At 50.5% G+C, this 13713-nt stretch carries 14 protein-coding genes; 1 reads left to right on the top strand and 13 read right to left on the bottom strand.

Annotated elements, in window-relative coordinates:
• Positions 1–19: 19 nt before the first annotated feature.
• The 7 genes from ACQKD4_RS01350 to rho form a co-directional block, all read right to left on the bottom strand.
• Entirely contained in the window at positions 20–1030 is a 1011-nt protein-coding gene (locus tag ACQKD4_RS01350; protein ID WP_427372208.1) for an L-threonylcarbamoyladenylate synthase, read from the bottom strand.
• Positions 1011–1868, bottom strand: coding sequence for a peptide chain release factor N(5)-glutamine methyltransferase (gene prmC, locus ACQKD4_RS01345; RefSeq protein WP_427373253.1), 858 nt, complete (start codon positions 1866–1868; stop codon positions 1011–1013). The genes ACQKD4_RS01350 and prmC overlap by 20 nt, the downstream gene beginning before the upstream one ends.
• Complete coding sequence (gene prfA, locus ACQKD4_RS01340) at positions 1868–2938, bottom strand: peptide chain release factor 1 (protein WP_074036532.1); 1071 nt, start codon at positions 2936–2938, stop codon at positions 1868–1870. The genes prmC and prfA overlap by 1 nt, the downstream gene beginning before the upstream one ends.
• 82 nt (positions 2939–3020) lie before the next feature.
• A complete protein-coding gene (locus tag ACQKD4_RS01335) occupies positions 3021–3632 on the bottom strand; it encodes a thymidine kinase (protein ID WP_214694566.1) in 612 nt (203 codons plus the stop codon).
• A 106-nt stretch (positions 3633–3738) separates the two neighbouring features.
• Positions 3739–4962 carry a cation:proton antiporter gene (locus ACQKD4_RS01330; protein WP_427372207.1) on the bottom strand — a complete coding sequence of 408 codons (1224 nt, stop codon included), beginning with the start codon at positions 4960–4962 and terminating at the stop codon, positions 3739–3741.
• Between the two features lie 99 nt (positions 4963–5061).
• A complete protein-coding gene (locus tag ACQKD4_RS01325; RefSeq protein ID WP_012727387.1) occupies positions 5062–5304 on the bottom strand; it encodes a type B 50S ribosomal protein L31 in 243 nt (80 codons plus the stop codon).
• An 82-nt stretch (positions 5305–5386) separates the two neighbouring features.
• On the bottom strand, positions 5387–6724 hold the full coding sequence (rho, locus tag ACQKD4_RS01320) for a transcription termination factor Rho (protein WP_427372206.1): 1338 nt from the start codon (positions 6722–6724) through the stop codon (positions 5387–5389).
• 385 nt (positions 6725–7109) lie between these two features.
• Between rho and ACQKD4_RS01315 the strand changes: the two genes are divergently transcribed.
• Complete coding sequence (locus tag ACQKD4_RS01315; protein WP_074035842.1) at positions 7110–7811, top strand: C40 family peptidase; 702 nt, start codon at positions 7110–7112, stop codon at positions 7809–7811.
• Between the two features lie 40 nt (positions 7812–7851).
• Here the strand turns inward: ACQKD4_RS01315 and ACQKD4_RS01310 are convergent, their stop codons facing one another.
• The 6 genes from ACQKD4_RS01310 to fba all read right to left on the bottom strand — a co-directional run bounded on the left by ACQKD4_RS01310 (position 7852) and on the right by fba (position 13553).
• Positions 7852–8622: an ABC transporter permease gene (locus tag ACQKD4_RS01310; protein ID WP_012727390.1), complete on the bottom strand. Its 771-nt coding sequence runs from the start codon at positions 8620–8622 to the stop codon at positions 7852–7854.
• Positions 8612–9538: an ATP-binding cassette domain-containing protein gene (locus ACQKD4_RS01305; protein WP_427372205.1), complete on the bottom strand. Its 927-nt coding sequence runs from the start codon at positions 9536–9538 to the stop codon at positions 8612–8614. Before ACQKD4_RS01305 ends, ACQKD4_RS01310 begins: the two co-directional genes overlap by 11 nt.
• An 87-nt stretch (positions 9539–9625) precedes the next feature.
• The gene (glpX, locus tag ACQKD4_RS01300) at positions 9626–10597 is read right to left on the bottom strand and encodes a class II fructose-bisphosphatase (protein ID WP_074035838.1); all 972 of its coding nucleotides are present in this window, start codon (positions 10595–10597) and stop codon (positions 9626–9628) included.
• A 14-nt stretch (positions 10598–10611) separates the two neighbouring features.
• A complete protein-coding gene (murA, locus tag ACQKD4_RS01295) occupies positions 10612–11868 on the bottom strand; it encodes a UDP-N-acetylglucosamine 1-carboxyvinyltransferase (protein ID WP_427372204.1) in 1257 nt (418 codons plus the stop codon).
• A gap of 27 nt (positions 11869–11895) precedes the next feature.
• On the bottom strand, positions 11896–12546 hold the full coding sequence (fsa, locus tag ACQKD4_RS01290; RefSeq protein ID WP_337874995.1) for a fructose-6-phosphate aldolase: 651 nt from the start codon (positions 12544–12546) through the stop codon (positions 11896–11898).
• A gap of 152 nt (positions 12547–12698) precedes the next feature.
• Positions 12699–13553 carry a class II fructose-1,6-bisphosphate aldolase gene (gene fba, locus ACQKD4_RS01285; RefSeq protein ID WP_214694578.1) on the bottom strand — a complete coding sequence of 285 codons (855 nt, stop codon included), beginning with the start codon at positions 13551–13553 and terminating at the stop codon, positions 12699–12701.
• Positions 13554–13713: the final 160 nt, after the last annotated feature.

Below are 13713 nucleotides of genomic sequence, written 5' to 3'. Positions count from 1 at the left end.
CGTGTCCTCCTCTATGTCTTTAGGCATCTTTCGTCGGGTGAACGACCTTCCCTCCCGCCGCTTTGTACAAGCGGTTGTAAACGGCTAAGGCGACCCCGACCGGTTCAATCTTGTTCACATAAATCTCATCGACGTCCGTTTCATCAAATCGACGAAGGGCATCGTATAAACGTTGCGCCGCCGCTTCCATCGAAGTACCGAGGGAATAGGTGACATCAGCCATTGTCGGCTCTTCATCGAATACGAGTGCACCGATCCGCAATCCCTTTTGCTTCCGATCCGCAATGACACGTTGCAAATCCTGACGTGTGCCATCGACTAAGAAGACGGGCGCCGTTGGGGCATAATGCGTGTATTTCATTCCCGGTGATCGTGGTGCGGCTTTGTCATCACTCAAATTGGCATCTAAGGCGACCGGTCCGATGACAGCTTCGATTTCTTCTCGCGTCACGCCACCCGGTCGTAAAATCGTCACCGTGTCACCCGTGCAATCGATGACGGTTGACTCGACGCCGATTCCAGTTGGTCCTCCATCGACAATCCCCGCAATCCGCCCGGCTAAATCGTCAGCCACATGTTGAGCGGTCGTCGGAGAAGGACGTCCGGAACGGTTCGCACTTGGTGCCGCAAGCCCTAAGCCTGACTTGCGAATCAACTCAAGTGCCGCCGAATGATTCGGCATCCGAAGCCCGATGGAATCCAGTCCTGCGGTCACGAGCGATGAGGCTCGGCCGTTTGAAGGCAAGATGATCGTCAAAGCGCCTGGCCAAAACGCATCCATCAAGCGCTTGGCAACGGGAGGAATCGTATCGACAAACAACTTCGTTTGTTCGATTGAAGCGATATGGACGATGAGTGGGTTATCCGACGGTCGGCCCTTCGCCTCAAAAATCTTGCGAATCGCCACATCATTCATGGCGTCCCCTGCGAGACCATAGACCGTTTCTGTCGGCATGGCGATGATTTCACCCGCTTGAAGAAGACGTACCCCCTCTTCAATCTCATACGATTTAATCCATTTCGTTTCCATACGCAATCCCTTCCCTTACGGCATAGACGATACGGTCCTTGCCGTTTATATCTTTTAAAATACCCGTTTCTGCTTCAGGATAACGTTCAGACAGTAATGATTTCACATCTTGTCCTTGGTTATACCCGATTTCAAACGCAATCAATTGCCAATCGGCACGTAAGACGCGCACTGACTCTGAAATCAGTTGGCGATACATGTCGAGCCCATCTGCTCCGCCAAAGAGTGCGAGGTGTGGCTCGTAGCCGACAACCGTCTCATCTAATAGAACGTCTGCCTCGATATATGGTGGGTTCGAGACAAGAATTCGAATCGATTGATCGGCAATCGGGGCGAGCCCGTCTCCTTCATAAAAGCGTACATTCCCACCGAGCGTTTTCGCATTCCGTTTCGCGACCGCAATCGCTTCCGGGGAAATGTCGACCGTCTGTACCCGGACACCGAGTTCTACACTGAGCGTGATCGCAATCGCCCCGCTCCCTGTTCCAACATCCACGATTTCATCGTCTGCTACGTGACGAATTTGCCCGAGAACCCAGTCAATCAACTCTTCTGTTTCCGGTCTCGGGATCAAGACATCCCGATTCACTTCGAACGAGCGGCCATAAAACGGTGCCTGTCCGATCACGTGTTGTACGGGTTCTCCAGTCAATAGACGTTCGATTCCAGTTTCGAACCGTTCCGCTTCATCCGCGGATAGTTCATCCGACAATCGAACGAGGAGACCCGTTCGGTCGACATCGAGTACGTGCATGAGCCACCATTCGGCAGCCGCACGGTCACGCCCGGCCTCTTGAAGCCGCTCTTCTGTCTGCTTAAGTAGCGCAGCGACACGCATCATTCCGCATCCTCCATGAGACGTGCCTGCTCATCCATGATGAGGGCGTCAATGATGTCCTCGAGTTCACCCGCTAATACACGATCTAACTTTTGGAGCGTCAGTCCGATACGGTGATCGGTGACACGACTTTGTGGGAAGTTATACGTGCGAATCCGTTCAGAGCGGTCCCCTGTCCCGACAGCGGATTTTCGCTGTGCCGACAGTTCTTCCATATGCTCGCTTTGCATCTTGTCATATAGGCGTGCCCGAAGGACCTTCATCGCCTTGTCTTTGTTTTTATGTTGCGATTTCTCGTCCTGACACGAGACGACGAGACCAGACGGGATGTGTGTCAAGCGGACAGCGGACTGCGTCGTGTTGACGGACTGTCCTCCTGGACCTGACGAGGTGAACGTATCGACACGTACATCTTTCATATCGATATGCACCTCGACATCTTCCGCTTCAGGCAAGACGGCAACCGTTGCCGTAGACGTATGGATTCGCCCACCCGACTCCGTCGACGGGACGCGTTGTACACGATGCGCCCCGTTCTCAAACTTGAGCTTCGAGTAAGCACCTGCGCCGTTGATCATGAACGTGACTTCTTTGAACCCACCGAGTTCGGTATAGTTCGCGTCAATCAGTTCAACTTTCCAATTTTGACGCTCGGCGAATCGCGTGTACATCTTGTATAAATCGCCGGCAAAAAGGGCTGCCTCGTCTCCTCCTGCCGCGCCTCGGACTTCGACGATGACGTTCTTATCATCGTTCGGGTCTTTCGGAAGCAACAAAATCCGCAACTTCGCTTCAAGCTCTTTCACTTCCGGCTCCAAGAGGTTCATCTCTTCTTTAGCAAGCTCGCGCATGTCGGCGTCGAGCGTCCGGTCTTCGAGCATCGCCTTCGCTTCTTTGAATGCTTCGCTCTTCTCTTTATATTGACGATACATCTGTACCGTTTCTTCTAACTGCGCCTGTTCTTTCGAATATTGTCTCAACTTCGTCGAGTCGCTGAGCACTTCTGGGTCGGCGAGCATTTCATTCAATTGCATATAGCGATCTTCTAATACACTTAAACGGTCAAACATGATGATCCGTCCTTTCTCCGTCAAATCAAACTCTATCTATTATAGCAAAAAAACGGACCGCCGAGGGCGGTCCGTTGATTCATCAGTCTACCACCGTATGGCGGACCGGATGTGGTTTATTCGGTACGTCATGGCAATGACGGCATCGCGGTTCGTACGACTCCGAAGCGCCGACCAAGATGACCGGATCTTCATAACGAGCCGGCTGTCCGTCAATCAATCGTTGCGTCCGTGAAGCCGGTGCACCACATGACAAGCAGATCGCCTGCAGTTTCGTCACAAACTCCGCACGCGACAACAGCTCAGGCATCATCGTGAACGGTTCACCTCGGAAGTCCATATCGAGCCCGGCACAGATCACGCGTTTGTCCTCGTTCGCGAGCTGTTCGATGACATCGACGATGCCTTCGTCAAAGAATTGTACCTCATCAATCGCGATGACTTGCGTTTCTTCCCGCACGGCATCGTATAAGTCTTGGCTCGATGCGACGGGTACCGCCACGACCGAGTTGCCCGTATGTGAGACGACGTTCTCTTCATGATACCGGTCGTCGATTGCTGGTTTGAACACTTGGACCGGAATCTTTCCATAGTGAGCGCGGCGGACACGGCGAATCAATTCCTCCGACTTCCCTGAAAACATACTCCCACAAATCACTTCAATCCAACCGTATCGGTTCGTCACATGCATCATTGTTCTTCGCCCTCTCCATCGATAATCGCTTTCCGATTATACCTATCTTTCGAGTTGAGGAAAAGGGTTGACTTCTTCCAAATTTTCTTAGAAGTGAATCCGCCCTTTACTCGTCGGCTTTCGCTTCTTTTTGCACATCAATTAATTTTAATTTACGTGCGAGCGGTCGGATCGTGAGACCGTGTAACGTTACGGAAATGAAGACGAGTCCGAGCGTGAGCGGTAACATTTGCTTCGCATCGTCAATCCCGAGATGTGCGACTTCTTCAGCAAAGAATCCAGCGACCGTCATCGCGACGATTCCGCGCGGTGCAATCCAACCGATGAACCCTCGTTCCGCTAGCGGCAGTCCTCCACCAATCGTCGACAAGTAAATCGCAACCGGACGAACCAAGAAGAGAATCCCGGCAATCGTCAAGAGCAGTGGCCATTGGAAGATATTTAAGAGTTCTGCCCGTGAAAGCGACGCCGTCAATAAGATGAAGACGGACGAAATGAGCAAAATTGAAATGTCTTCTTTAAACGATTGCAACTCTTCGATAATCTCCTCGTCCCGATGTTTCGTATTGGCCATCGTCATCCCCATCGCCGTCACGGCGAGAAGCCCGACTTCGTGCATCATGAGTTCGCTGAGTGAGAACAAGATGAGGACGGCCGTCAATGTGACCGAGGCACGCAGGTAACGTGGTACCTTCTCCGCGACAAACCATCCCATGAGGAGATGCCCAAACAAATACCCGAGTCCGATCCCGACAATACAAGCACCGGCAAACAAGAGCTGCATCCATAAGTCCATTCCTTCATATACGATGTATCCGAGCCGAACGACGAAGAGTCCGAGCAGTGCCCCGACCGGATCGACGATAATCCCTTCCCACTTCAAAATCGCTCCGACACGATCTTTCAAGTGTGCTTGTCGTAATAACGGGATGACGACAGTCGGTCCTGTCACGACGAAGAGTGCCCCCATCGTCCATGCGACGACCCAATGCAACCCTCCGACGTGCTGGATGAGGAGCGACATTCCGACGAACGACAGCGCGACTCCGATCGTGACGATGCGGACAATCGACCGTCGGAATTGATTGATCTCGCTGAAGTGAAGCCCGAGACTTCCTTCAAATAAGATGATGGCGACCGCAAACGAAATGATGGGATTATATAAATCCCCTAGTAGTTCACGCGGATCAAACAGCCCAAGAATCGGACCTGCCAACACCCCGGCGAGCGTCATAATGATGATTGCCGGAATTTGATAACGCCATGCCAACCATTGTGACATGATACCGACCCCGATTAATAAGCTGATACTGATGAGTATAAGTTCCATAACGGCCCCCTAACGACAGTCTTTTGTCTCTTTACCCGCGTCTATGTAACAAAAAACCGCCAAGGGCAATCCCTAGGCGGTGAGCATACAACTTTACGATTAACGTTGGTATTTCTTGTTGAAGCGCTCGATACGACCATCTGCAGATGCGAATTTCTGGCGACCTGTGTAGAACGGGTGCGAATCAGAAGATACATCGACACGGATGAGTGGGTACTCGTTTCCATCTTCCATCGTGATTGTCTCGTTAGAGTAACGAGTTGAACCAGTGATGAATTTGAATTCTGTCGTCGAGTCCATGAATACGACTTTACGGTATTCTGGGTGGATTCCTTGTTTCATTGCTTTTCAACTCCTTCGGCCCTAAGTATTCTTTCAACCTAGAGAAAGTTCACTAGAATATAATATCACCCTACTATAGGATTTACAAGTCTGTTTTCGTTTTTTTCACCGGTCGTCTTTTTTTCTTATCTGCCTCTAACGCAGCGAAAAAGTCGAGGTTCGTTTTCGTCTCACGGACACGGCGTAAGAAGTGTTCGACGAAGTCCGAAGACTCGTTCATCGTGCGGCGAATCGTCCATAGCGAGTCGAGTTCGTCCTTGCCGAGTAACAGCTCTTCTTTCCGCGTCCCCGAACGACGAATGTCGATTGCCGGGAAGAGGCGGCGTTCCGCCAATTTCCGATCAAGATGGAGCTCCATGTTCCCCGTCCCTTTGAATTCCTCATAGATGACGTCATCCATTCGCGAACCGGTATCGACGAGTGCGGTCGCAAGAATCGTCAAGCTACCTCCGTCTTCGATATTTCGGGCCGCCCCGAAGAATTTTTTCGGTTTGTGGAACGCTGCAGGGTCAATCCCTCCAGAGAGCGTCCGTCCGCTCGGCGGAACGGATAGGTTATACGCACGCGTCAATCGTGTGATGGAATCAAGTAAGATGACCACGTCTTTCTTATGTTCCACGAGACGCATCGCCCGTTCGAGGACGAGTTCTGAAATGCGCGCATGGTTTTCCGGTGTCTCATCAAACGTCGAGAAGGCCACGTCCGCATCCGGTACAGAACGTTGGATGTCGGTCACTTCCTCTGGTCGCTCATCAATCAACAGAATGATGAGTTCGACGTTTGGATGATTCGTCGTGATCGAGTTCGCAATTTCTTTTAAGAGCGAGGTTTTCCCCGCTTTCGGTGGTGCGACAATCAATCCACGTTGTCCGAATCCGACTGGCGCAATCATATCCATGACACGTACTGAGAGATGTTTCGGCTCTGTCTCGAGCACCATCTGTTGTTCCGGGTAAATCGGAGTGAGCGCCGGGAAGTAATCGCGTGACCGCGTCGAGTCCGTCGACTCCCCGTTGACCGCCTCTACACTCAACAATCCTTGGAATCGTTCGTTTTCTTTCGGTTTGCGGACTTTCCCTGTCACGAGGTCCCCGTTTCGGAGGTTGAAACGACGAATTTGTGAAGCAGCGATATAGATGTCTTCTGAAGATTGAGAGTAATTGATTGGTCGGAGGAAGCCAAATCCGCCGTCATTTTGCGACTGAGGATTCGGTGGAATGATTTCTAGAATACCTTCGAGGAAGTATAAATCTTTTGATTCGGCCTGAGATTTCAAAATTCGAAACATGAGCTCACGTTTCCGTGCTTCTCGAAAGTTTGGAACTTTGACTTCTTTGGCGATCTCATATAACTCTTTCAACGTCTTCGTCTCGAGTTCACGAAGCGTGTAATTTTTTGTCGGTTCTGTCTGTTGACTCATTCAAGCCACCTATCTTTCTACATTTCATTACAAGAAGTATTCAACTTGATTCTTTTTGTTCTGTCATCATCTAATCACATTTTCTCCGTGTCGTCACCGTGCAAAAATCACCTTTTGTCTAACGGTTTCCCTCTTGTACAAATCCTTACACAATAATAGATGGTTTTGTAACAAAATAAGTACTATATCCACATATTGTTTCATTTCTGTTACAAGAAAACGTTTTTTTGACTTGTGATTGAAAAATGCCATCGGTCTTGCGCATGATATAGTTTATTTGCACAGGAAACCGGGTAATGCTCGCAACTTGTGCTCGACTATTAAAATATTACTCGACTTTGTCATATAATAACGATTTGATTTTAAAAACGGAGGGAATTACACAATGTTAAAGCGTATTGCATCTATCGTCGTCGCTGCTACTGTTGCTTTCTCGGGTCTCATGTTCTCAACTGGTGAACAAGCAGAAGCTGCTACTGGCACTTTCGCTTACTCGAAAGTCAACGGCTTGAACATCCGCACTGCCCCGTCACTTACGTCATCAAAAGTTGTCGCGAAGATGGATAAAGGTCAACGCTATACATACCTTGGTAAATCCGGTTCGTTCTATAAAATCAACTACAAAGGTACACACCGTTACATCTCAGCTTCTTCAACGTACACGTACTTGAAGCCGAGAACATCAACTTCAACAACGACGACAGTTTCAACGTCATCGTCAAGCAAACGTGCGAAACTTGTTGCTGAGTCGAAAAAGTACCTCGGTACACCTTACCGTTACGGTGGAACAACGACTGCTGGATTTGACTGCTCAGGTTACACTGGACATGTTTACAAAAAAGCAATCGGCAAAACACTCCCACGTTCTTCACGCCAGCAATACTCAAGCGCGAAGAAAATCTCGAAGTCATCGATTCAAGCTGGTGACCTCGTCTTCTTCTCACACTCAGGTGGGACAATCCAACATGTTGGGATGGCACTTAGCAAAACACAAATGATCAACTCAGAAACAGGCGGCGTGAAATACGCGAGCTTCACTTCTGGATACTGGGCACCACGTTACGTTGGCGCTGGATCATACCTCTAATACAACATCACGACTCGGTTCATGGGAACCGAGTCGTTTTTTATTTTTGCTTCAATGCCCCTCTCGCATTCGTCGCCGCAAAGACGATCATGAGTACACTCATCGTTCCTGCCACTGCGAGTCCTGCCGATAGAGCCCCCCAGTCAATCTCCGGTTGAGTCAAGACGGCCCGCATCCCTTCAAAAATGTACGTGGTCGGATTGAATGTCGCCGCCACCTTCAGCCACTCCGCCTCAATCAATTCTTTTGGAACGAACGTCGTCGATAAGAAAATGAGTGGGAAGAACAAAAGCGTACCCGCCTGCGCCGCTTGCGCATTCCGTGTCTTTAACGCGACGCCTACGGAATAGCCCGCAAATCCAAGACCGAATCCGATGGCGAGTAGTACCGTGAAGAAGAAACCGACCGCCCCGACAGGAATCGTGAGCCCGAGAAGAAACGCGACCGCAAAGATGAGTAGCGTTTGAACAAGCAGTTGCAACATCCCGGCAATCATTGGTCCGAGCACGATTGCTGTCCGGGTCGCGGGAGTCAATAATAACCTCGCAAAATACCCACTCTCGATATCACGGACAAGGGCTTGTCCCGTCCCCCCTGCTCCACCGACCGCACCCGAAACGATCGATACGGGTAAGATGAAGTTCAGGTAGTCGCTTCCTTCAAACTGAGGAAGCGACGCCACGCTCGATAGTCCGCTCGTATACACGAGTAAAAAGAAAACAGAGATGATCAAGTTCGGGATAAATGAAAACGGATTTCGGATTGTCGTCACTAAACTCCGTTTCGTGAATAACCACGTCTCAGTCCACACGAAGCTCGCCTCCTTCATACGATTCGCCTGTCACTTTCAAGAACACGTCATCAAGCGACGGTTGTTTCACCGTCAAACGCTCAGGTTGTAGTCCTTGTTCGTCTAACGCCCGAACGATTTCGGTCAGCGTCACATCACGCAGTTCGAACGATACATGATTCCCGTTCGCCGTCGTCTGAAAGAGCGTGGCGGCAGTCGTCGCGTCTGACTCGTTCGAGAAATCCATCGCAATCGTCTCACCACCGACGAGTTGTTTCAGCTCCTCAGCCGTTCCTTCACTGACAATCTTCCCGTGATTGATGATGGCAATTCGGTCCGCTAGTTCATCTGCTTCTTCTAAGTACTGGGTCGTCAAAAAAATCGTCGTCCCAAACTCTTGATTCAGTCGCCGCACTTCATTCCATATCTCAATCCGACTCGCCGGGTCGAGACCCGTCGTCGGCTCATCTAAAAACAAGACGGTCGGGCGATGGACGAGCGTAAGGGCCAAGTCGAGACGTCGTCGCATCCCCCCTGAATACGTACCACTCCGTCGATCTGCAGCATCTGTCAGGGAGACGACTTCTAATAATTCATCCGCACGACGGTGCGCTTCCTCGTTTGACATCTTAAACAATCGTCCTTGCAAGACGAGTAGCTCACGCCCCGTCAGCACTTTATCGATTCCGGTTTCTTGTAAAGCGACCCCGATTGACAGGCGGACGTCTTTTTCTTGTTTGACGACATCGAATCCGTCGACCCGTGCCACTCCGGATGTCGGACGCACGAGCGTCGTCAACATTTGTACCGTCGTCGATTTACCGGCGCCGTTCGGTCCTAAAAATGCAAAAATCTCTCCTTCTTTTACGGAGAACGAAACATCGTTCACCGCCGGAACATCTTTGAATGTCTTCACGAGTCCTTCCACTTCGATCATCATCCCCACCTCCTGACTATCCATTCCCGTTTTCATACGATTTCATCACAAAAAAGTCGCGGACGTTTACACATCCGCGACTTCATGTTATTCAGGTTTCATAACCATTTTCGGTTTTTTCGTAAGAGAGTGGTTCCCTTCTACGAAGCGCACGGTACCAGACTTGGCACGCATGACAACGGAGTGCGTTTGTCCACCTTGCGACGTAAATTGGACGCCACGTAACAATTCACCGTCCGTCACACCTGTCGCCGCAAAGATACAATCCTCACCTTTTACCAAGTCATTGAGTAGAAGGATTCGATCCGTGTCTTCGATGCCCATGTCATGGCAACGTTGTTTTTGTGCCTCGTCTTCCGGGAGCAAGCGTCCTTGGAAGTCTCCACCGAGACACTTCATTGCGACAGCGGCGATGACGCCTTCCGGTGCCCCACCTGAACCGAGTAGCAAATCGACACCTGTTTTCGGGAAGGCCGTGTTGATCGCTGCGGCGACATCCCCGTCTGGAATCAGCTTGATTCGCGCTCCAGTCGCCCGGACCCGCTGAATGATTTCTTCATGTCGGTCCCGATGTAAGATTGTCACGACGACGTCTTCCACGTTTTTCTTCTTCGCTTTCGCCACAATCTCGATGTTCTCTTCAATCGAGTTGTCGAGACTGACGAGACCGGCAGCTTCCGGTCCGACCGCAATTTTTTCCATGTACATGTCCGGTGCGTGAAGGAGGTCTCCCGCATCGGCGACTGCGAGCACAGCGAGCGCTCCCCACGTTCCGGTTGCCACGATGTTCGTCCCTTCTAACGGGTCAACCGCGACATCGAGACGTGAGCCATAGCCGTTCCCGACCTTTTCTCCGATATAGAGCATCGGGGCTTCGTCCATTTCGCCTTCTCCAATCACGACAATCCCCTTCATCGGAATCGTATCAAAGACGTCACGCATCGCCGTCGTCGCTGCATCATCTGCCTCGACCTTTAAACCGCGACCCATCCAACGGGCTGAAGCAAGTGCTGCTGCTTCTGTGACCCGGACCAGTTCCATCGATAAACTTCGTTCCACCCGAAATCTCCCCTTTATGCCCCGGTGTGATTTTCCACCCAAACGAGCGCACCGAGTTGTTTTAATTTGCCGACAAAGTCGACGTATGAATCATTCAACCGTTCTGCATGAAGTAACGTCGATTCTCCAGACGCCTGAAGTGCTGATAAAACGAGTGCCGCGGCACTTCGCGCATCTGTACATTCCATTTCTGCGTTCGCGAGTTGATTTCCTCCGCGAATCACAGCTGACGCATCTTCTAGCGTGATTTGCGCGTTCATTCGGCGCATCTCGGCGATATGTCGGAATCGTTGGGAATACAATTTGTCCGTGACAACGCTCGTCCCGTCTGCCTTCAACAAAGCCGCTGACATGATCGGCTGCAAGTCACTCGGATATCCTGAATAATGGAACACGCGAATGTCTGTCGGCAAAGATTGATTGGCGGTAACCGTCACCGACTCCTCGCCAACTTTCACTTCCGCACCATAATCCAATAGTTTTTGGATGACCCCTTCTAAGTGCGTCGGAATGACCGGTTGCACGGTCACACTACCCGACACCGCGCCGAACATCATGAACGTGCCTGCCTCGAGGCGATCGGGGATTAACGTATGCGTACACCCATGCAAACGTTCGACTCCTTTGATACGAATCTCATCGGTACCCGCTCCACTCACGTGTGCGCCCATCGATGTGAGCATCGTGGCCACATCGACGACTTCAGGGTCACAGGCCGCATTCTCGATGACCGTCGTGCCTTTCGCCAAGACCGCCGCAAGCATCGCACTCACAGTTGCCCCGAACGACCGTAAGTCCAAATAAATTCGATTCCCGACGAGTTCTTCGACCCGGACATGATAAAGTCCAGATTCATTTTCGACATGAATGCCAAGACGCTCCAACGCTTTCAAGTGTAAATCAATCGGTCGTGGACCAATCGCATATCCTCCGGGTAGCCCGACCGCCCCTTTTCCGAATCGAGCGGCGAAGACACCGAGTAAATAGACAGCGGCACGAACTTTCCGCGTCTCGGAGCCGAGAAGAGGCATGGCGACAGCTTCATTCGAATGAATGGTCATCCGTTCGCCCTCACGTTCGACCCGAACCCCTAGCTCTCTCAACAAGTTGACCATCACTTCTACATCCTCAATCATCGGGACGTTTTCAATCGTCACCGACTCTTCTGTGAGAAGTGCAGCCACAAGGCAAGGGAGAGCGCTTTGTTTCGCCCCGCTAATCTCAACGATTCCTTCTAATTTTTGCTGCCCAACGATATGGAGAATTTCCACGCTGATCAAAACCTTTCTACGACGGACTTATTTGGATTGAGCGTTGTTCCAATCCGCTAAAAACTGCTCAATGCCTTTGTCTGTGAGCGGATGTTTCATCATCTGTTCGATGACTTTGTAAGGGACTGTCGCAATATCGGCCCCGAGGAGTGCGGCTTTCGTCACATGAACCGGGTGACGTACAGAGGCCGCGATGATTTCTGTCTCAATGCCATGAATCGCAAAGATGTTGGCAATCGTCTCGACGAGGTCGAGTCCATCTTGACCGATGTCATCCAAACGTCCAATGAATGGAGAAACATATGAAGCACCGGCACGTGCCGCGAGTAACGCTTGGTTCGCGTTAAAGATGAGCGTCACGTTCGTTTTGATTCCGAGCTCTTTAAACTGCTTGACCGCTTCCATCCCCGCTGGTGTCATCGGTACCTTTACCGTAATATTCGGCGCGATGGCAGCAAGTTCCTTTCCTTCTTCCACCATACCCTCTGCATCGAGTGCAATAACTTCCGCGCTGACTGAGAGATCCCCGACGATCTCACAGATTTCACGAAGTCTTGTATGGAAGTCGACACCTTCTTTCGCGACGAGCGACGGATTCGTCGTCACGCCCCCGATGACGCCCATCTGATGAGCTTGTTTGATGTCTTGCACATTTGCTGTGTCAATGAAAAAACGCATATGTGTCTCCTCCTCAATTTGTGATCGCTTACAATCTCTATTATGAGGAAAGAACAGGTGAATTACTACACCCTTTGTCAGATTCAGAGCCTGATGTCAGTCGAACATACAAAAAGTCGGTTCTCATAGAGAACCGACTTGATCAAACAGGATTATGCTTGGTTGCTAGAACCAAACTCACGCATTTTGCCAGTTACGACGTTGTAGATCGCTTCGATCCCAGGTCCGATAACTTTACGTGGGTCATATACTTTCGAGTCAGCGTCAAGCTTCTCACGTACCGCACGAGTCCACTCTTGTTGGCACTCAGTGTTAACGTTGATTTTGCTGTGTCCGAGCTCGATTGCTTTTTTAACTTGGTGCTCAGGAATACCTGATCCGCCGTGAAGAACGAGTGGAGTTTGTGTCGCTTTCGCGATTTCTTCCATCTCTTTGAAGCCAAGCTTCGGCTCACCTTGGTATGGTCCGTGTACAGAACCGAGTGCTGCAGCAAGTGCATCTACTTTCGCTTCTTTAACTACACGTACACACTCTTCGAGGTCAGCGTATTGTACGCCACCGATGACGCCGTCTTCTTCGCCGCCAACTGTACCGACTTCTGCCTCAACAGAAGCGCCTTTAGCGTGCGCGTACTCGACAACTTGTTTCGTCATTTCGACGTTTTCGTCGATCGGGTGGTGTGAACCGTCGATCATGACTGATGTGAATCCAGCGTCGATCGCTGCTTTACACTTGTCGAATGAAGAACCGTGGTCAAGGTGGATTGCAACTGGAACAGTGATGTTGTAGTCGTGCATGAGACCTTCAACCATTTTGACAACTGTTGTGAAGCCACCCATGTACTTCGCTGCACCTTCTGATACACCGAGGATTACTGGTGATTTCTCGTCTTCCGCAGCGCGAAGAATCGCTTGCGTCCACTCGAGGTTGTTGATGTTGAATTGGCCGACTGCATACTTGCCTTCGAATGCTTTGTTAAGCATTTCTGTCATTGATACTAATGGCATAATGACATCCTCCTGTCTGTTCGCTATTATACACGTTTGGGAAAAGTTCCCCCGTGCAATTCGTTCCCATTATAACACACCGTAAAACATGTGCCTATGCTATTCGGGCATAGAAATGGCTTAGCGCAAGCGTTTACATATGTCATCTTGGTGACGAAAC

Origin of the sequence: Exiguobacterium sp. NPDC077395 (assembly GCF_050269125.1) — a bacterium.
Taxonomy (GTDB): Bacteria; Bacillota; Bacilli; order Exiguobacteriales; family Exiguobacteriaceae; genus Exiguobacterium; species Exiguobacterium aestuarii_A.
This window is presented reverse-complemented; position numbering and strand designations above follow the sequence as displayed.

Bases quoted from the DNA above. Each gene is read 5' to 3' on its own strand.
- ACQKD4_RS01330 (WP_427372207.1), bottom strand. From the start codon at position 4,962: ATGGAACTTATACTCATCAGTATCAGCTTATTAATCGGGGTCGGTATC.
- rho (WP_427372206.1), bottom strand. From the start codon at position 6,724: ATGAGTCAACAGACAGAACCGACAAAAAATTACACGCTTCGTGAACTC.
- ACQKD4_RS01350 (WP_427372208.1), bottom strand. From the start codon at position 1,030: ATGGAAACGAAATGGATTAAATCGTATGAGATTGAAGAGGGGGTACGT.
- ACQKD4_RS01335 (WP_214694566.1), bottom strand. From the start codon at position 3,632: ATGATGCATGTGACGAACCGATACGGTTGGATTGAAGTGATTTGTGGG.
- fsa (WP_337874995.1), bottom strand. From the start codon at position 12,546: ATGCGTTTTTTCATTGACACAGCAAATGTGCAAGACATCAAACAAGCT.
- prmC (WP_427373253.1), bottom strand. From the start codon at position 1,868: ATGCGTGTCGCTGCGCTACTTAAGCAGACAGAAGAGCGGCTTCAAGAG.
- fba (WP_214694578.1), bottom strand. From the start codon at position 13,553: ATGCCATTAGTATCAATGACAGAAATGCTTAACAAAGCATTCGAAGGC.
- ACQKD4_RS01305 (WP_427372205.1), bottom strand. From the start codon at position 9,538: ATGATCGAAGTGGAAGGACTCGTGAAGACATTCAAAGATGTTCCGGCG.
- ACQKD4_RS01325 (WP_012727387.1), bottom strand. From the start codon at position 5,304: ATGAAACAAGGAATCCACCCAGAATACCGTAAAGTCGTATTCATGGAC.
- prfA (WP_074036532.1), bottom strand. From the start codon at position 2,938: ATGTTTGACCGTTTAAGTGTATTAGAAGATCGCTATATGCAATTGAAT.
- ACQKD4_RS01315 (WP_074035842.1), top strand. From the start codon at position 7,110: ATGTTAAAGCGTATTGCATCTATCGTCGTCGCTGCTACTGTTGCTTTC.